General features: G+C 46.3%; 15 protein-coding genes and 2 pseudogenes. All 17 read right to left on the bottom strand.

Features of this window, described 5'->3' with window-relative positions; translation table 11 throughout:
- Positions 1–15 precede the first annotated feature (15 nt).
- The 17 genes and pseudogenes from BLT91_RS04105 to BLT91_RS04025 all read right to left on the bottom strand — a co-directional run bounded on the left by BLT91_RS04105 (position 16) and on the right by BLT91_RS04025 (position 18,681).
- A complete protein-coding gene (locus tag BLT91_RS04105; protein ID WP_090816865.1) occupies positions 16–351 on the bottom strand; it encodes a GNAT family N-acetyltransferase in 336 nt (111 codons plus the stop codon).
- Positions 344–748 carry an HIT family protein gene (locus tag BLT91_RS04100; protein WP_090816863.1) on the bottom strand — a complete coding sequence of 135 codons (405 nt, stop codon included), beginning with the start codon at positions 746–748 and terminating at the stop codon, positions 344–346. The genes BLT91_RS04105 and BLT91_RS04100 overlap by 8 nt, the downstream gene beginning before the upstream one ends.
- Complete coding sequence (locus BLT91_RS04095; protein WP_090816860.1) at positions 735–959, bottom strand: hypothetical protein; 225 nt, start codon at positions 957–959, stop codon at positions 735–737. The genes BLT91_RS04100 and BLT91_RS04095 overlap by 14 nt, the downstream gene beginning before the upstream one ends.
- Positions 941–1,798 carry a GNAT family N-acetyltransferase gene (locus BLT91_RS33425; protein WP_090816857.1) on the bottom strand — a complete coding sequence of 286 codons (858 nt, stop codon included), beginning with the start codon at positions 1,796–1,798 and terminating at the stop codon, positions 941–943. The genes BLT91_RS04095 and BLT91_RS33425 overlap by 19 nt, the downstream gene beginning before the upstream one ends.
- 192 nt (positions 1,799–1,990) lie before the next feature.
- Positions 1,991–2,848, bottom strand: coding sequence for a 3-hydroxybutyryl-CoA dehydrogenase (locus BLT91_RS04085; protein ID WP_090817296.1), 858 nt, complete (start codon positions 2,846–2,848; stop codon positions 1,991–1,993).
- 26 nt (positions 2,849–2,874) lie between these two features.
- Positions 2,875–4,053: an acetyl-CoA C-acetyltransferase gene (locus BLT91_RS04080; RefSeq protein WP_090816854.1), complete on the bottom strand. Its 1,179-nt coding sequence runs from the start codon at positions 4,051–4,053 to the stop codon at positions 2,875–2,877.
- A 20-nt stretch (positions 4,054–4,073) separates the two neighbouring features.
- Positions 4,074–4,751: pseudogene (locus tag BLT91_RS04075) on the bottom strand (dihydrolipoamide acetyltransferase family protein); the annotation flags it as partial.
- Between the two features lie 67 nt (positions 4,752–4,818).
- A complete protein-coding gene (locus BLT91_RS04070; RefSeq protein WP_090817293.1) occupies positions 4,819–5,799 on the bottom strand; it encodes an alpha-ketoacid dehydrogenase subunit beta in 981 nt (326 codons plus the stop codon).
- A 1-nt stretch (position 5,800) separates the two neighbouring features.
- Positions 5,801–6,811 carry a thiamine pyrophosphate-dependent dehydrogenase E1 component subunit alpha gene (locus BLT91_RS04065; RefSeq protein WP_090816847.1) on the bottom strand — a complete coding sequence of 337 codons (1,011 nt, stop codon included), beginning with the start codon at positions 6,809–6,811 and terminating at the stop codon, positions 5,801–5,803.
- Positions 6,812–6,832: 21 nt separating this feature from the next.
- Entirely contained in the window at positions 6,833–10,105 is a 3,273-nt protein-coding gene (icmF, locus tag BLT91_RS04060; protein WP_254776773.1) for a fused isobutyryl-CoA mutase/GTPase IcmF, read from the bottom strand.
- Positions 10,106–10,122: 17 nt separating this feature from the next.
- A complete protein-coding gene (locus tag BLT91_RS04055; protein ID WP_090816844.1) occupies positions 10,123–11,265 on the bottom strand; it encodes an acyl-CoA dehydrogenase in 1,143 nt (380 codons plus the stop codon).
- A 66-nt stretch (positions 11,266–11,331) separates the two neighbouring features.
- Positions 11,332–12,240, bottom strand: a complete 909-nt coding sequence (gene prpB / locus BLT91_RS04050; RefSeq protein WP_090816841.1) for a methylisocitrate lyase — start codon at positions 12,238–12,240, stop codon at positions 11,332–11,334.
- A 39-nt stretch (positions 12,241–12,279) separates the two neighbouring features.
- Positions 12,280–13,728 (bottom strand): bifunctional 2-methylcitrate dehydratase/aconitate hydratase, encoded by a 1,449-nt coding sequence (locus BLT91_RS04045; RefSeq protein ID WP_254776772.1) that lies wholly within the window; start codon positions 13,726–13,728, stop codon positions 12,280–12,282.
- Between the two features lie 19 nt (positions 13,729–13,747).
- Entirely contained in the window at positions 13,748–14,875 is a 1,128-nt protein-coding gene (gene mmgD / locus BLT91_RS04040) for a citrate synthase (protein ID WP_090816838.1), read from the bottom strand.
- 37 nt (positions 14,876–14,912) lie between these two features.
- A complete protein-coding gene (locus tag BLT91_RS04035) occupies positions 14,913–16,055 on the bottom strand; it encodes an acyl-CoA dehydrogenase (protein ID WP_090816835.1) in 1,143 nt (380 codons plus the stop codon).
- Between the two features lie 254 nt (positions 16,056–16,309).
- Positions 16,310–17,713, bottom strand: coding sequence for an MFS transporter (locus BLT91_RS04030; RefSeq protein ID WP_090816832.1), 1,404 nt, complete (start codon positions 17,711–17,713; stop codon positions 16,310–16,312).
- Positions 17,714–17,785: 72 nt separating this feature from the next.
- Positions 17,786–18,681, bottom strand: a pseudogene (locus BLT91_RS04025) (IS1595 family transposase).
- Positions 18,682–18,794 lie beyond the last annotated feature (113 nt).

The following is an 18,794-nucleotide window of genomic DNA, read 5'->3' as shown; positions in this document are numbered from 1 at the left end:
TCATAATTCTATAAATTAGATCAGTTTATAATAAAAAATAGTAGCATCCAAACTACCATCTGCTGACTGAGCAATGTTCGGAATACGCCCCGCTTCCATATAACCGAGAGATCTATATAAGATATTGGACAGATCACCTGCTCTGGTATCTAATATTAACAAACTTCTGCCTTCCATTTTTGCTCTGTTTTCTAGGGTAACCATTAATGCTTTCGCGATACCTTTTTTTCGAAAAGGTGGCAAAAAACCGATAGAAGCCCCATCTTCAACGATGTCTATTAAGAGATCTGATAGTTCTTCTAATACATTATCTTCTAAAGAATTAATTTCAATGATTTCATGATCATTCATGTGTTATCTCCTTTTTACCGACTCGCTTGTTATCCGGACTCTTTATCCAATTCCTAATTCCTTTACCTGCATAGGTTTCATCTACGTATCTGGGAATAACATGTAAATGTGAATGAAAAATATGCTGACCTCCGACACTCCCACAGTTCCAGCCAACATTATAACCATCCGGTTTATGTATTTTATCTATTTCTTTCTTAGCTTCTTTCATCAATTCATAAGTGGAGAGCCATTCTTCTTCCGTTAAATCAAACACCGTTTCTCGATGTTCTTTTGGAATGATGATTCCTGATCCTTCAATTTCAGGATTTATTAATTGTAAATAAAAGCAATGCTTGTTCTCCAAAATTATTTTCTGATTTTCAAAACTGATATTGCAATATTCACAGTTGTTCATATGAACCACCATTCTGTCCACGGGAATCTCTTTTTATTGTTTTGTTCATTTCAACCCACTCACTTAAATAAGGTACATGGTCCAGGATTTGAGGTTCATCCTCTAAAAATGATATGAGTTCTAGGCTATTCCCGTCAGGGTCATTGAAATAGATACTTGCAGATAACATTTGACGATTTTTATTTTTAGGATTTAAATCAGGACTAAACAATGTGTCATCTTCTCCTCGTTCATAATTTCCTCAAATCCTAAAGTCTTATAAAACTCACCAGCAACCGGGTTATCCGTCTTTAATAACAGTTTTCGATAATGTTTTTTAGCCTTGTTTATGACCGCTTCTGTCATTTTCCTTCCGATTCCATGTCTCCGAAATTCCTTCATGATATAAAGTCTCCTAACCCTTCCTATCCCTTCTCCAAAGTACGGATCTTGGTTTAATCCACAAATTCCTATGACTCTATTATTTACTCGGCATTCAAACAGCGCTTCACCTTCGTTATTAAACTTATTAATTCCAGCAATGTAGTCATTTATTAATCTATGAATATGCCTAAATCCCTCTTCAGCGCTCTCCGTTAATAATTCGGAAAGCTCTTCAGGAATCAAAACTTTCACTTCTTTTATTTCAAAGTTATTTTTTTTAATGTGATTCAATATTCTTTCCTTTGTTTCTTCCAAGCGATTTTTATTGTTATTCTTATCTTCTGGCTCTACCCAAGCAAAACCATCTGCTTCATATCTAGGAAATACATGCATATGGTAATGTTGCAGATCATTAAATTTACCTCCGTTTTGAATGATCGTTACTCCATCTGGCTTATAGATATCTTTAATAATCTTCGATAGTTTAGATGACGCTTTCAGGATTGCTGCTGCTGTTATGTCGTCTAGTTCATCTAAATCTAAGTAATGTTTCTTAGGCAGTAGTAATAAATGACCTTCATTCATCGGGGCAATATCCAGGAAACAAGTAATCACTTCATCTTCGTAAATAACGTGTGTGATTACTTCACCATTGGCTAATTTACATCCCAAGCAATCGCTACTCATAATTTGCTCCTCATCATGATCCTGGTAATAATAGCTTCAGGCTAAGCTCTTTCCGGCATAAATTTATTTATGTTACTTTCCTAAGTTTTAATTCAATAAATCCCATAATATCCCTGCTATCTTCCTCCTTCTGATTTAAAAAATCAAAAAGGACAGCCCCAAAGTAAAGTGACTGTCCATTTCTAATGTTTTTCACACATTGTACTGATAAAACCCCTGCCCAGATTTGCGCCCCAAACGCCCAGCTTTTACGTACTTCCGCAGCAATGGACATGGACGATATTTCGGATCCTTAAAGCCATCGTAAAGTATTTCCATAATAGATAGACATGTATCCAATCCGATGAAATCCGCCAACTCCAGGGGCCCCAAAGGATGATTCATGCCGAGCTTCATCACTTTATCAACCGATTCCACAGAAGCTACGCCTTCATATACGGTAAAGACAGCTTCGTTAATCATCGGCATCAAGATACGATTAGAGACGAACCCAGGAAAGTCCTTCACTTCTACGGGGGTTTTGCCCATTTTTTCACTCAGCTGGTAGATCACTTCGAACACTTCCTGCGAGGTTTCTAAACCACGGATGACCTCAACCAAAGGCATAACCGGAACGGGGTTCATGAAATGCATCCCGATGACTTGAGAAGGCCGCCCCGTCACAGCTGCAATCTCAGAAATGGGGAGCGATGAAGTATTCGTGGCCAAAATGACCTCAGGCGGGCATATACCATCCAACCTGTGGAATAACAAAACCTTCAATGCCATATTTTCTGAAATTGCTTCTATGACAAGATCCGCTTGCTCCGCTTGTTCTACAAACTCGGTAGGCCGAATTCGACTCAGAATTTCTGCCTTCCTTTCTTCCGTGAGCTTCCCTTTTTCCACACTTCTACTTAGTTGTTTGTTAATCGACATCAAACCTCTGTCAAGAAGCTCCGCGGAAATATCATGCAGGAGCACATTCATGTCTGAAGAAGCCGCCACCTGTACAATCCCGCTTCCCATTTGCCCTGCACCGACGACCATGATGGTCTTTATGTTATTCATACGGTCTCCTCCCTCTTCAGACATTCTTAACCATCCACACGCAAGAGAATGGCGTCACCCTGAGCAGCACCGCTGCAAATCGCGGCTATTCCGTACCCCCCCCCTATTCGGCGCAGCTCATGGATTAATGTAAGTATGATACGGGTACCGCTGGCTCCAATGGGATGCCCGAGTGCAATAGCTCCCCCATTAACGTTGACTACCTCCGGATTCCAACCAAGTAATCTACCGCTGGTCAACATGACCGCAGCAAATGCTTCATTCACTTCAAACCTGTCGATTTGCTCAAGTGACATAGACGTTTGACGCAAAAGCTTTTGAATCGCCAAAGATGGCGTGGTTGCGATGTAAGGCGCTCTTTCCCCCACGGCTGCATGGCCGATTATGGTAGCAAGCGGCCTTATCCCTTGAGACAGGGCCTTTTCTTTGGACATAACGACCATGGCAGCCGCTCCATCATTGACGCCGGGTGCATTTCCTGCCGTTATCGTTCCGTCCTTCACAACTGCAGGTAGTGCGGCAAGCTTTTCAAGACTCGCGTCTGCTCGCGGACCTTCGTCTTGATCAACCTCCACCTTTCCATGTTTACTTTCGATGGCAAGAGGGACGATTTCCTCAGCAAAATAGCCTTTATTCTTCGCCTCAATAGCTCGTAAATGGCTGCGAAGAGCCCACTCATCCTGCGCCCCGCGGCTTATTCCGAATTCTGCGGCAACTAGGCTGCCATGAACGATCATAGGCACGTTGTGAAATGAGCACATGAGACCATCATGAATCATCAGATCAACGACGTTCTGATCCCCCATACGTGCTCCCCATCGGGTGCTCGGCAGCAAAAAGGGGGCATTGCTCATGCTCTCCATCCCGCCTGCTACAATCGTATCGGCATCCCCTGAACGGATGATTTGATCTGCCAATGTAACACTACGCAGCCCGGAAGCACACACTTTATTAATCGTCTCCGTCGTTACGCTCCAGTCCAGGCCAGCCAAACGAGCTGCCTGACGTGATGGTATTTGTCCAGTACCACCTTGCAGCACCATCCCCATGACCACTTCGTCAATGTCTCCCGGTTCAAGGGTAGAACGTTTGATCGCTTCTTTGATTGCAGTTCCACCAAGCACAACAGCCGGGACTTCTTTCAAGGTGCCTCCAAATTTACCGAAAGGGGTTCGAGCACCACCTACAATCACAGTTTCCCTCATTGGTTAATCCTCCATTGTTCTCAATAGATGACCGTATCTTGATCATATTTTTCCAAATAATCCTTTACCCGCTGCATGAAGCGCCCACAAATCATCCCGTCCAAAACCCGATGATCAAACGAAAGGCAAAGATTGACCATCGACCGAATCGCTATCATCTCCTGAATAACCACGGGTTTACGAACAATCGATTCAAAAGTAAGCATAGCAGCCTGCGGATAATTGATGATGGGATAGGAAAGAACGGATCCAAATGAGCCGGTATTATTGAATGTAAATGAACCTCCTTGCATATCGGAAAGCAACAATGATCCGCTTTTTGCCCGCTTGACCAATTCATACAGCTCAATTGCTAATCCTGCAACGGATTTACGATCCGCTTTATGAATGACGGGTGTTACGACGGAATCCTCGGAACCAACAGCGATAGAAAGATTGATATCCTTTTTGACAATGATGCCCCCCGAAGCCCATGACGAATTAAGCTGTGGAAACTCCTTCAAGGCATTCACAATCGGTTTCAATACAAAAGGGCTGATCGAAAGCGGAACGCCCTCTTTCCTCATAAAGGTATCTTTCAGACTTTGTCGCAAAGCGACGAGATTACTGACATCCACTTCAATCATCAACCAAGCATGGGGAATTTCAGAGACGCTCTGCTGCATACGTGAAGCAATCTTGCTTCTCATTGGGGTTACAGCATGAATCTGATCACCTGGTTGATTAGTACCAAGCTCCTCGTTTTGCGCCATACCCATCCTCCTTTTAGATTTCCGCTAATTGGCGCATGGCTTCTTTCACGGTGTCGACATTCGGCAGGTAAAATTTCTCCAATGTTGGCGCCATGCCCGCAGCGGGAACATCCGGAGGGCAGCATCGCATAATGGGCGCATCAAGTTCGTACAGCAGGTGTTCCGCTATAAGTGCCGATATTTCCGCACCGATTCCTCCTGTCTTATTATCCTCGTGGACAATCAAGATTTTTCCGGTTTTTGCCGCAGCCTCATAAATAGCGGGCTTATCGAGGGGATGAAGCGTCCGCAGATCTAGTACCTGTGTGCTAATCCCATCTAGCTCCAGCTCCGCTGAAGCTTTAAGCGCAAAATGAACCGACAAACCGTAGGCAATAACCGTGATATCAGTACCTTCTCGCCGGGTGACTGCCTTGCCGATGGGTACGATATAATCATCTGCTGGCACCTCATCGGAAACAGAGAGATAACATTTCTTATGCTCGAAAAATAGGACAGGATCATCGTCCCTCACCGCTGCTTTCAGCAATCCCTTGGCGTCATAAGCTGTGGACGGTGCTACAATTTTGAGTCCTGGCGTGCCGAAAAAGACCGATTCTGGACACTGCGAGTGATACAGCCCGCCTCCGCCTGTCGCCCCGTAAGGGGCACGTATCACAATCGGACAATGCCAGTCGTTATTGGAACGATAACGGATTTTAGCAGCTTCGTTTATGATTTGGTTAGCCGCAGGGAAAATAAAATCGGCAAACTGGATTTCCGCAATCGGCCTCATGCCGACCAGTGCGGCTCCAATCGCAACCCCCACGATGGCAGATTCAGAAAGCGGCGTATCGAGGACTCTCAGCTCACCAAACCGGTCTCGCATGCCCTTCGTCGCATTCAAAACGCCGCCCTTTCCGATATCCTCCCCAAGAACAAAAACGTGCTCATCCCGCTCCATTTCCTCCGTCATCGCAGAACGTATGGCTTCTAGGTATGTTAGAATTGGCATCTCAAGTATCACCCCCATCTTCAGCGTAAACATGCCTCAGCACGTCCTCCGGAGCGGGATAAGGAGACTTTTCAGCATATTTCGTTGCCTCATTCACTTCTTTCTTAATGCTCTCATTCAGCGCTCGGTCTAACTCTTCACTGAGCACGTCGCTCTCCATCAAATAGCGACGGAATCGCTGAAAGCCATCCTGCTCCTTATGATATTCGACCTCTTCCTTCGTTCTGTACAGCATATCGTCATCAGCCGTGGAGTGAGGCGGGATCCGATACATCATGGCTTCGATCAATGTCGGTCCGTAACCGCGAACGGCACGTTCCCTAGCTTCTTTGACCGCACGATACACCTCCAATGCATCATTTCCGTCAACGCGCTGACCTGGGAAGCCATACCCCGCTGCACGATCGACAACACGCCCGGCCACTTGTCGATGCACAGGAATCGAAATCGCATACTGATTGTTCTCGCACAGGAAGATCACAGGCAGCTTGAAAACCCCAGCGAAATTGAAGGCTTCGTGCACATCCCCTTGATTGCTGGAGCCTTCACCGAATGTGACGATTGCGACATGATCTTCCTTTCGCATCGTTGCCTTCAATGCGATGCCAACTGCATGTAAAACTTGTGTGGCAACGGGGCTCGATCCCGAAACGATATGAAGCTTCTTGTAGCCAAAATGCCCCGGCATTTGCCTCCCTCCATTGAGATCTTCCGCTTTAGACAACGCCGCTAGCATAAGCTCCTGAATCGTCATGCCAACCGTAAGAATTAATCCGTAATCCCGGTAATAAGGGAGAAAATAGTCATGCTGTTTATCTAACGCAAAAGCTGCTGCTACCTGTGTTGCTTCTTGACCGATACCGGAAATGTGAAAAGCGATTTTGCCTGATCGTTGAAGCTGCGTAGCACGTTCATCATACTTTCTCGCTTTGAGCATAAAGGTATACATCATCAGCACCTGTTCATCTGTTAAACCGAGCTGATGATGTTTGTTGACGTGCTGAGAAGACATAGCAACTCCTCCTCTCTTCTTTTACATATTTCTGCGATATTGCCCGCCTACCTGATAAAGTGCTCGGGTAATTTGCCCTAGACTTGCTACTTTGACCGTATCCATCAATTCAGCAAAAATGTTGCCACCCTCCAGTGTCACTTGCTGCAGTTTGGCTAAAGCCGTGGGTGAATCTCCTTGGTTTCGCTTAAGGAACTCCCTGAGATTGTTGATTTGCTGCTCTTTTTCCATTACCGTTGCTCGCGCTAGCGGAATATTCAAGTCCTCTCCATTTGGAGGATTAGGATTAAGGAACGTATTCACCCCAATAATGGGCAGCTCGCCATGATGTTTTTTCATTTCATACAGCATCGATTCATTCTGGATTTTACCCCTTTGATACTGAGATTCCATGGCTCCCAGCACGCCGCCCCTCTCACTAATGCGTTCTAATTCTTGTAAAACGGCCTCCTCGACCAAATCGGTCAATTCCTCAATGATGAACGAGCCCTGCAGCATGTTTTCGTTTTTAACAAAACCAAGCTCCTTCGTGATAATCAATTGAATGGCCATCGCTCGGCGTACGGATTCTTCCGTTGGCGTCGTAATCGCCTCATCATAAGAGTTCGTATGAAGCGAGTTGCAGTTGTCAAGAAGCGCCATAAGGGCCTGCAATGTAGTACGGATATCATTAAAATCAATTTCCTGCGCATGAAGAGAACGACCCGACGTTTGGATATGATATTTCAGCTTTTGGCTGCGTTCATTAGCCTTGTATTTGATCTTCATAACCGTAGCCCAAATTCGGCGTGCCACCCGTCCAATCACCGTATATTCCGGATCCAGCCCATTGCTGAAGAAGAAAGACAGATTCGGCGCGAAATCGTCGATAGACATTCCCCGAGACAAATAATACTCGACGTAAGTAAACCCGTTAGCCAGTGTAAAAGCGAGCTGTGAGATCGGATTCGCACCTGCCTCGGCGATGTGATAGCCTGAGATAGAAACCGAGTAATAATTACGGACCTCATGATCGATAAAATATTGCTGAATATCGCCCATCATCCGTAGTGCAAACTCCGTTGAAAAAATGCACGTATTCTGCCCCTGATCCTCCTTTAAAATGTCAGCCTGAACTGTCCCTCTCACTGATTTCAGCGTTACCCGTCGGATCTCGTCTGCTTCCTTCGAAGTTGGTGTTCTCTCATGCTCTTGCGCGAAGCGCTGCAGCTGAAAATCAATCGCCGTATTCATATACATCGCCAGAATAATCGGAGCTGGACCATTGATCGTCATGGAAACCGATGTCATCGGATCGCACAAATCGAAACCGGAATACAGCTTTTTCATATCATCCAGTGTGCAAATACTAACGCCACTTTCACCGATTTTGCCAAAAATGTCCTGCCGCTCATCTGGATCTTCCCCATACAAAGTAACAGAGTCGAATGCGGTACTAAGACGCTTTGCCCGATCGTTTTGTGACAAATAATGAAAACGCAGGTTGGTTCGTTCTGGTGTTCCCTCCCCTGCAAACTGGCGTTTGGGGTCTTCCTCCGTTCGTTTGAAAGGAAATACACCTGCTGTATACGGAAATTCCCCAGGGACATTTTCACGATATAACCAGCGGATGAGATCGCCCGCATCATGGAATTTTGGCAAGCTGACCTTTGGGATGTCAAGCCCCGATAAGCTTGGCGTTGTTAGCTCCGTCACGTATTCTTTATCCCGTACTTGGGTAATGAGTGTTTTGCCGGTGTATTGCCTTTGAAGCTCCGGCCAATGGGCCAGCAGGTTGCGTGTTTCTTTTTGCATGCGATTCTCATAGTTCTTCTGGAGTGTTTGCAGCACAGTTTTACTTCCGTCGGCTCCAAGTTCCTGCTCAACAGCCATTATCGCTCCTTCGATACGGTAACAGGTACTTGCCAGTTCGGCTTCCCTTTCCGCGAACGCATGATAAGCCCGAACCGTTTGAGCGATTTCGCCTAAATAGCGTGTACGCTCAACCGGGATGATGACATGCGTCTTGCCATGAAGGCCAGATGAAAAGCCGTGTACCGGCCACTGCAAAGTGCATTTTCGGTTCAAAGTACGGATAAGAGCGGTGAATAAAGTATCTACGCCTACGTCGTTAAATTGACTGGCCATCGTTCCATAAACTGGCATGGTTTCATACGCATGGTCGAATAAACCATGATTTCTTTGAACTTGCTTCTTCACATCTCGAAGTGCGTCCTCCGAGCCTCTTCGATCGAATTTATTTATCGCAATCAGATCGGCGTAATCGAGCATATCAATCTTTTCTAACTGTGAGGGAGCGCCGAATTCGCTTGTCATCACATAGAGTGAAACATCAGCCAATTCTATGATTTGGTGATCTCCTTGACCTATTCCACTGGTTTCTACTAGAACGATATCAAATCCGGCCGTCTTCAAGACAGCAATTGCAGGGCTGAGAGCAACGGACAATTCGTTGCCCGATCCTCGCGTAGCCAGACTACGCATATACACACGGTCGTTATGAACAGCGTTCATGCGGATTCGATCCCCGAGCAAAGCCCCCCCGCTTCGCTGCTTGGTTGGATCGACCGATAGGATGGCTATCGTTTTATCCGGGTACTGACGCAGGAAACGCTGGACTAATTCGTCTGTTAAGGAGCTTTTACCCGCACCTCCCGTGCCGGTTATGCCAACAACTGGACATGAAGCTCCACTAGCTTGCATTTTACTTATTGCCTCTAGCAGGGAAGTCGATTCCTTGCAATCACAAGCCATTTCGGCTGCCGTAATGAAGCGGGCTATCGATCTGTGATCTTTATAATCCCCTAATTCGCTTGCTTCGTAACCGGGAACATAGCCGGAAACGGTACTAAAATCACACTCCTTCATCATGTAGTTAATCATCCCTTGCAGGCCAAGATCCCTTCCATCGTCCGGCGAAAAGAGTCGAGTAACGCCGTAGTCATGAAGCATGTTGATTTCCGAAGGAAGAATTACGCCCCCTCCGCCTCCGAAGATCTTAATATCGGGCGCCCCTTTTTTTCGCAATAAATCAATCATATAGGTGAAGAACTCGACATGCCCGCCTTGATACGATGAAACAGCAATCCCCTGTACGTCTTCCTGAATCGCTGCTTGCACAACCTCCTCAACCGATCGATTATGACCGAGATGGATGACCTCTGCGCCACTGGCTTGAAGAATCCGCCGCATAATCGTAATGGACACATCGTGACCGTCAAATAAGGCTGAAGCCGTTACGAATCTCACCTTATGCTTTGCACGATAGTTCGTATCCGATCCCGCTGTTGCCACTGCTGCACCTCCCTTCCTCAGTCTGACAGAAGGATTCGTGAAATAACCATACGTTGGATTTCATTCGTCCCTTCATAAATTTGCGTTATTTTCGCATCGCGCATATAACGTTCAACGGGAAATGCTTTCGTATAGCCATATCCCCCGAAAATTTGAACGGCTTCCACGGTCACCTCCATCGCGGTATCCCCCGCAAATAGCTTGGCAAAAGCGGATTCTTTGCTGTATGACAACCCTTGACTCTCTCGCCAAGCCGCTTGATACGTTAAAAGCCTAGCCGCCTCAATTTTGGTTGCCATATCAGCGAGCTTAAAGCCAATCGCCTGCTGCTGCCCAATCGGCTTACCAAACTGTCTTCGTTCCTTGGCATAAGCCACGGAAACATCTAGCGCTCCTTGGGCAATCCCTACAGCCTGGGCTGCAATCCCGCTCCTGCCGCCGTCAAGCGTCCGCATCGCGATTTTAAATCCTTCCCCTTCATTCCCGAGCAGATTTTCCTTTGGGATGATGCAATTGTCAAAAATAATCTCCATCGTAGGCGATGAGCGTATGCCCAGTTTTTTCTCTTTTTTGCCAAAAGTAAATCCTGCCGTATTTTTCTCCACAATAAACGCGCTGCAGCCCTTATGTTTTTGCGGTGGGTCCGTCAAAGCGAATACCACATAGATGTCCGCATCACCTGCATTCGTAATGAATATCTTGCTACCGTTAAGGACATAGTGATCACCGTCACGTATTGCCGTCGTTCGCATGGATCCAGCATCGGAACCGGAGCTATTCTCCGTCAAACCATATGCGCCAAGCTTCTTCCCTTCCGCCATCGGCCTCAAATACTTTTGCTTTTGCTCTTCTGTCCCAAATGTATAAATAGGCCAGCCCGCGAGTGAAATATGCGCCGATAACGTTACCCCTGTTGAGGCACAAACGCGAGACAGCTCTTCCACAACAAGACAGTAGGTCACATAGTCGGAGCCGAGTCCACCGTAGGCTTCAGGCCAAGGTATGCCAGCCAGACCGAGCTCTCCCATTTTGTCAAATAATGCCCTGTCAAACCGTTCTTCCTCATCCCTCTGGGCAGCGCTCGGTTCGACCTCGTTTTTGGCGAAATCACGGACCATCGAGCGAACCATTTGCAGTTCCTCCGATAAGTTAAAGTCCATGCCATTACCTCCCTCGGCGACTTGGTGTAGGCAAAGACCCCACCGACATCAGGATATCAGTGAGGCCTAGTCAATTTCAGGCAAAACGGTTTTGGCTATTTTCCCATCCAACGCTTCATAATCGTAATATCGAATCGTCTCATACAGCTCGTTTCGAGTTTGCATATTGCCTAGAGAGCCTATTTGCGTTCCGGTTTGACTAATTTCCTCAAATACTTTCTCATAAGCCCTGGCAGCTACTCGAAGCGAAGTGACCGGGTAAATGACCATTCGGAATCCCCAGCTTTCAAACTGCTCCGCCGTAAAATACGGTGTTCGTCCGAATTCCGTCATATTCGCTAGTAACGGACTGTTCACTTCGTTGCTAAAGCTTTGAAATTCCTCTTGATTTTCCAACGCTTCTGGGAAAATCGCATCCGCTCCGGCAGCGAGATACTGCTTCGCTCGGTTAATCGCTTTTTCTATCCCCTCAACACTCTTGGCGTCCGTACGTGCCACAATATATAACGTAGGACTGATGGCTTTGATGGTTCGAATTTTTTGAATCATTTCCTCAACAGGAACAAGCTTCTTGCCGTTCAAATGCCCGCATTTCTTCGGCATTTCCTGATCTTCAATTTGAACGGCTGCGACTTTCGCCTCCACCATTTCCTTAGCGGTTCTTGCTACGTTCAAAATACCGCCGAAGCCTGTATCGATATCTACCAGCAGGGGAAGTCCAGCTGCACGAACCAGCTCACGGGCACGTTCCGCCACCTCATTGGAGTAAATGAGGCCTAAATCAGGAAATCCTCTGCTAGCAGTATACGCTGCTCCTGACAGATAAATAGCTTTAAAATGAGCTTGCTTGGCTATTCTTGCGGCCATTCCGTCGTGGGTGCCGGGGATTTTGACAATCGGACCCGCTTCCACCAGTTTGCGAAATTCGGCAGCCAGGCGTTGTTGATCTGGTTCTTCTTCAATCAGCCATGCCATAGAGACCTCCTGCATTAACCAAACTTAAATAACCTACGGTCAAATAATGAAATGCGCCATGAACTCTTGAAAAGGTAATTGAATCAAACGCTCATAATCAAGAGAAAGCTTCAGAATTTCCGCTGTCTTTTTCCGAGGGAAGCGTGTTAATAAATGAGCTTCAAATTTCTCGATCACCTTCGGTAAACCTTCGTCCCGGCGCCTACGATGCCCGTTTGGATATTCACAAACCACTTTCTCTGTTGACGTGCCATCTTTGAAATGAATTTGGATTGCGTTTGCGATCGAACGTTTGTCAGGATCCAGGTAGTCCTTGCTGTACTGCTCATCTTCTACGACGACCATTTTCTCCCTAATCGCATCAATAAGAGGATCTTTCGCCACCATTTCCTCATAATGCTCAGCGGTCAATGTGCCAAACAGCAGCCCGATGGCAACCATGTATTGCAGACAATGATCCCGATCTGCCGGATTATGTAGGGGTCCCTTCTTATCGATAATCCGAATCGCAGATTGATGGGTGGTCAATGTGATGGTATCAATTTCGTTCAATCGGTGATGCACCGAAGGATGCAGCTCCAGCGCACATTCAACTGCCGTTTGAGCATGAAATTCAGCTGGAAATGATATTTTAAATAAAATATGCTCCATGACATAGGTACCGAGTGAGCGTCCTAATGTTAGTTCCTTTCCCTGATACAAGACATCTTGGAAACCCCAATTCTTGGCGGATAGTGCCGATGCATACCCCATTTCCCCGCCAACAGCCATCAAAGCTAGACGTACCGCGCGACTTGTGGCATCCCCGGCTGCCCAGGATTTGCGCGAACCTGTATTCGGAGCATGCCTGTAAGTTCTTAGGCTGGCTCCGTCAATCCATGCGTTTGAAAGCGCGTTGCATACCTCCTCTCTGCTTCCCCCTAACATCGCCGTCGCCACGGCCGTAGAGGCTATTTTCACGAGATGAACATGATCTAATCCTACACGGTTTAAGCTGTTCTCAAGTGCTAGCACCCCCTGAATCTCATGTGCCTTAATTGACATCGTTAGGACATCTTTGACGTAGAGCGGTGCTTTCCCCTCCGCTAATCTGGTGCGGCTTAGATAATCGGCGAGAGCTATAATACTGCCCAAGTTATCCGAAGGATGCCCCCATTCCGCAGCCAGCCAAGTATCGTTATAATCGAGCCAACGGATCATGCAGCCGATATTGAATGCCGCATGGACGGGATCTAGCTCATATCTCGTCCCCGGTACACGAGCACCTCCCGGCAAGGTCGCACCTGGTACAATCGGACCCAAATGCTTAGCGCAATCCGGGAAACGCAAAGCGAGTAATCCGGTTCCAAGTGAATCCAGTAAGACATGCTGCGCGATGCGATACGCTTCCTCACTTTCAATTTCGGCATCCAATGTATAGTTAGCAATTTCCACAATTAAGGGGTCAAATGTCATCTCCTTATTTTCCAGGTTCTCGGTACCGCTCATACTCATTCGTCCTTTCTACTTAGCGAGTCTGTGGTTCTGAAGGATGTAAACCCCGCGGTCCTGTATAGTGTACTCGAGGCCGAAACAGTCGATTATTACCGTGTTGTTCCATCACGTGCGCGCTAATACCAATGGTACGGGCAGCGAGAAATATCGGTGTAAACAAATCAATCGGAATACCGAGCAAATAATAAACGGGCGCTGCATAATAATCCAAATTCGGATGCAGATTTTTCTCTCGCTTCATGACTTCTTCGCCAAGGACACACATGTTATATAGCTCCGGTTGATTTTTTTCTATCGCGAGATCAGCTAAAGCCTCTTTCATAAGCAGTGCTCGCGGATCCGCTTTTTTCATATAGACCCTGTGTCCAAAGCCCATAATTCGTTCCTTCTGCGATAACTTGTTAAGCATCAGTGCTTCGAGGTTGGCTTCCGACCCTGCCTCTAACAGCATGGCCATAACCGCTTCATTGGCGCCGCCGTGCAAAGTCCCTTTTAGTGAAGCAACAGCGCCGGTCAACGCACCATACAAATCGGATTGAGTTGAAGCGATAACACGCGCTGCAAATGTAGAATTCGGCATTTCATGCTCACTATAGACAATCAGAGATTGATCAAAGATATCCTCCTCCATCTTGGTGGGCACCTGTCCAGTAATCATATACAAAAAATTAGCTGTAAAAGACAGCTCCTTACGTGGATCTAAGAAAGGCAGTTTCGTTTTCGCCCGATACCCGCACGCTAATATTTGTGGAACTTTCGCTAGCAAACGGATCGCTTTACGGGTGTTGGCCTCTCTGGAACGATCATCGAGTTCTTCATCGTAACTAGCCATTGCTGAGATACCTGTTCGTAAGACATCCATTAAATCGGCTTGCTCAGGGAGCAATTGTAGAATTGAACACACATTCGAAGGCAGCCCATATTCCGATTTTAGTTTACCTTCTATGGCGTTCCGTCCACTCGGAGTAGGCAGTGAACCCTCAAGTAGCAGGCCCACAATATCTAGGTAGGTTACTTTCTTCGCAAGCTCAATAAGGTCATAGCCGCGAATAACGATTTCTTCGTTCTCAACATCCAGATAAGAGATGTCGGTCTCGCTAGCAATGACATTTTCAAGCCCAGGCCGATGTAAGTCACTCATCTCATCGCTCTCCCTTCGTCTGATCCTTCTACTTCATTCAGTCGGCAAGAAGCATGCGGGATATCACTAGACGCTGAATCTCGTTCGTCCCTTCATAAATCTGTGTTACCTTAGCATCGCGCAAATACCGCTCGACCGGAAAATCCTTGGTGTAGCCGTAGCCTCCGAAAATTTGTACTGCCTCAATACTCACCTGAACCGCCGTATCACTTGCGAAAAGCTTGGCAATGGCGGCTTCCTTCCCATAAGTCAAACCCTTACTTTCCCTCCATGCAGCCTGATACGTAAGCAGTCTGGCCGCTTCAATCTTAGTCGCCATATCGGCAATCTTAAAGGCGATGGCTTGCTGTTTTCCGATCGGCTTGCCAAATTGACTTCGTTCCTTGGCATAGGAAATTGATGCATCCATTGCACCCTGCGAAATTCCAAGGGCTTGCGCAGCAATTCCGATACGGCCGCCATCGAGACTCCTCATTGCAATTCGGAAGCCTTCACCTTCTTGCCCAAGCAAGTTTTCTGCAGGAACACGGCAGTTCTCAAACCTCATTTCTATTGTCGGAGACGAACGAATCCCCAGCTTTTTTTCTTTGTTGCCGAAAATAAATCCAGCAGCCCCCTTTTCCACGATAAATGCGCTGCATCCTTTTTGCCTTTGCTGCATGTCTGTCATCGCAAAAACAATATAAACTTCTGCCTCTCCTCCATTCGTTACGAACAGTTTGGAGCCGTTTAAGACGTAACTGTCACCATCCTTCTTCGCAGTTGTTCTCATCGCCCCCGCATCAGAGCCAGAACCACTTTCAGTCAAGCTGTAGGCTCCTAGCTTTTTCCCTTCAGCTAAGGGCCGCAAAAATTGAAGTTTCTGCGCCTCTGTGCCATACTTATAGATCGCCCAGCTGGCAAGTGAGGTATGTACGGAAAGCATAACCCCTGTAGAAGCACATACCCTCGAGAGCTCTTCTACGACGATTGCATACGTGATAAAATCGGACGCAAGCCCGCCGTATTTTTCCGGCCACGGAATACCTGTTAAACCGATCTCACCCATTTTATCGAACAATGCGCGATCAAATCTCTCTTCTTCATCCCGTAGAGCAGCCGTAGGTTCGATCTCGTTTTTTGCAAAGTCTCTCACCATGGAACGAATCATGTTCTGCTCATCCGTATAGGACACATGCATGCGACCGCCTCCTTCGACATTGATGGCTTTTCCTTCATGGTCTGCCGAGGATAAATTCGGTGGTTTGTTGGATAGCAGGACAAGTTGTAACCGCTTCCAACAACATGTTTTATATATACACCCCTTCATGAAGGCTTATACCTGTGACATGAATTTTCCTCATAACTACTACATCTCCCGTCAAACAGGAATTACAAACAAAGAAAAAACACCGCCAATAGACGATGTTTTTCTAAGCCGACTTTACTATCGATTCAAATCGGTTCATGGACCGGTTGCGGGTTTTTTTTGCCGAAAGATAGGTAATACAACAACGTGCTCGCGGCGACAACTAGGCTTAATATCAAAATAAGATTGCCATACAAATAGGCATGTGAGTCAGAAATAAGCGGATGTAGCGGGAAAGCGAACAGCTCTTTCTCCATCACTTTCGCCACGAGAGCCGTTACGACGGCTCCGGAAATCGTCGATGTCATATTGAAAAAACCCATTCCGACGCCGATTTGGTGACCCGGTAATATGTGCGTAATGCTTTCCGTTAACGCCGTTTGCATGAAGGAAAATCCGATGTACATCATAACGAGGGCTGCCCCTATGTACCATACCCAAAGCCCGATTGTTGAAGATTGCAGCAGGAGACTAACCGCGATTAAAGTAAGTCCCAGATATACGACAAAATGACTTCCTCGTTTGACCGTCATATTGCCGGCAACCTTGCCAAAGATGACCGCGCTAATGGCCCCGGGAAACATAATGAGTCCGATATTTTCCGTGCTCAGACCGTATATTTTACTTAACATCAGCGGGATTACAAACATCACGGACATAACGGTTCCGAAAATAAGAAAGCCGATGATCAGTCCATTTCGGTATAGTGGATTGGTGAAAAGTGTGGGCTCAACGAACGGTTCCTTCGCCCGGCGGATCTGAACGATAAATAGGATAAGAGCTGCGAGAGCTATCAGCAAATAAAGCCAATTTGCTTTTGTTGTAAACAAAATCAGCATCGACACGACACCTCCCAGCAGCACCGCTCCAACAACATCCAATTTACCTGCTCTGCGTGGTTCCTTTGGCAGAAACTTTTGGAAAAAAGGAATCGCGATGACAACGGGGATCGAAACAAGAAACAAATAAGCCCAGTGGAACGAACCTGCAATATAACCCCCGAGTACAGGACCAATTCCGATTGCGAAGGATACCGTCGATGTGATAATACCAAACATTCTCCCCCGTTCTTCCACTGTGAAAAACCGGGCAACCATGACGAAAATCAATGCCGGGATAGCCGAACCTCCAGCTCCTTGAATAGCTCTGGAAACAATGACAGCGGGGTACCAAGATTGACATACAAAGCCCAGAACAGAACCCAAACTATACAGGATGATTCCAATTGTAATGAGTTTTTTGACGCTGTACATATCGGAAAGCTTTCCGAATATCACCATCCCCATCCCAAAGACGATAAAAAAGATCGTCACTACCCAGCTTACTCCGGAAGCATCCAGCCCGAACTGCTTGGCAATGCTTGGGGTCGATACGTTAAAAACGGATTCGTTCAGTACAGCAAAAAAGATGACATAATAAATCCATGGAACACTTTTCTTAATTTCCGAATTATCAGGTACAGATTGGGTTTGACTCTCCAACATTTTCATTTCTTTATACTTCCTTCCTAGAACATTAACCTTTATACAAAAAAGAACATTTGTTCTGACAATGCACATACCTCAGGCAACAGCAAAAGGGGTAGAAGCAAGGCATGCATTCAGAAGTCGTCCAAATAATTCTTTATTGAAAAAACGACGATTGAATCGATAGCACAATTCATCTAGATACGTTTGCAAATACTCAGAGCCTAGGCCATGATAGGTCCCTTCAACGAAAGCTTTTGCGTTGCTAATCACGGTGTGAAGCCATTTGAGAAATTCATCTTTGTCCTCTTTGTAATAGTTTTTGCTGATATGCTGGTAGCCCAATGTGCTTAGTTGCTTGTAAGAGACATGACCATCGGAAAGGATCGTTGAGCCTTTAGCAATACACTCTTCAGCCACGCGATGGATTTCTTGAATGCTGACCTTATCAATGACCTTCATTCGAAGATGCCTGGGTCTACCTTCTTCATCCGTGGACAGAGCAATAGCAACCTTTGTTTTTCCTGTACCTCTGCCATCGGTTCCTGTCTCTCGACCGCCGAAATAAGCATCATCCATCTCCACCAAGCCGCTCAACTGATAATTGGAATCTTGTGCTCTCATTGCTTCTCGAATCTTACGCAGCAAGCGTAGCGCCGTTCTGTAGTTAATTTCGAGAACGTCGGAAAGTGCAAGTGCGGATTTTCCTCTTTTGTCATGAACAACTAAGTAGATCGCCCAAAACCAGGTCAACAGAGGCAACTTCGACTTATGCATGAAGGTTCCCGCGGTCACGGAAGTTTGATGAGAACATTGCTGCACTCGTATAAACTTCGGTTTTGAATGAAGTAGTATTGTTCATGCTTACATCGTGGGCATTGAAAGCCATTTTTCCATTTCTGGGCCGAAAGGTAGGACTCACAATCTTCTTCGGTTCGAAATTCCTTTTGAAACTTGATTAAGACATCTCTTCTGCTCTTGCCATCTTCCACTCACCCCGAACGTATGTTTGATAATTCTATTTTACCACACGTATGTTCGTGTTTAAAGATGTTCCTGAGCAGAGTGTATAGTCAGAACATTTGTTCCTATTAATGTTACCACA

Origin of the sequence: Paenibacillus sp. yr247, assembly GCF_900103825.1 — a bacterium.
Taxonomy (GTDB): domain Bacteria; phylum Bacillota; class Bacilli; order Paenibacillales; family NBRC-103111; genus Paenibacillus_E.
Note: the sequence above shows the minus strand (reverse complement) of the source record. Positions and strands in the feature narration are given on the sequence as shown.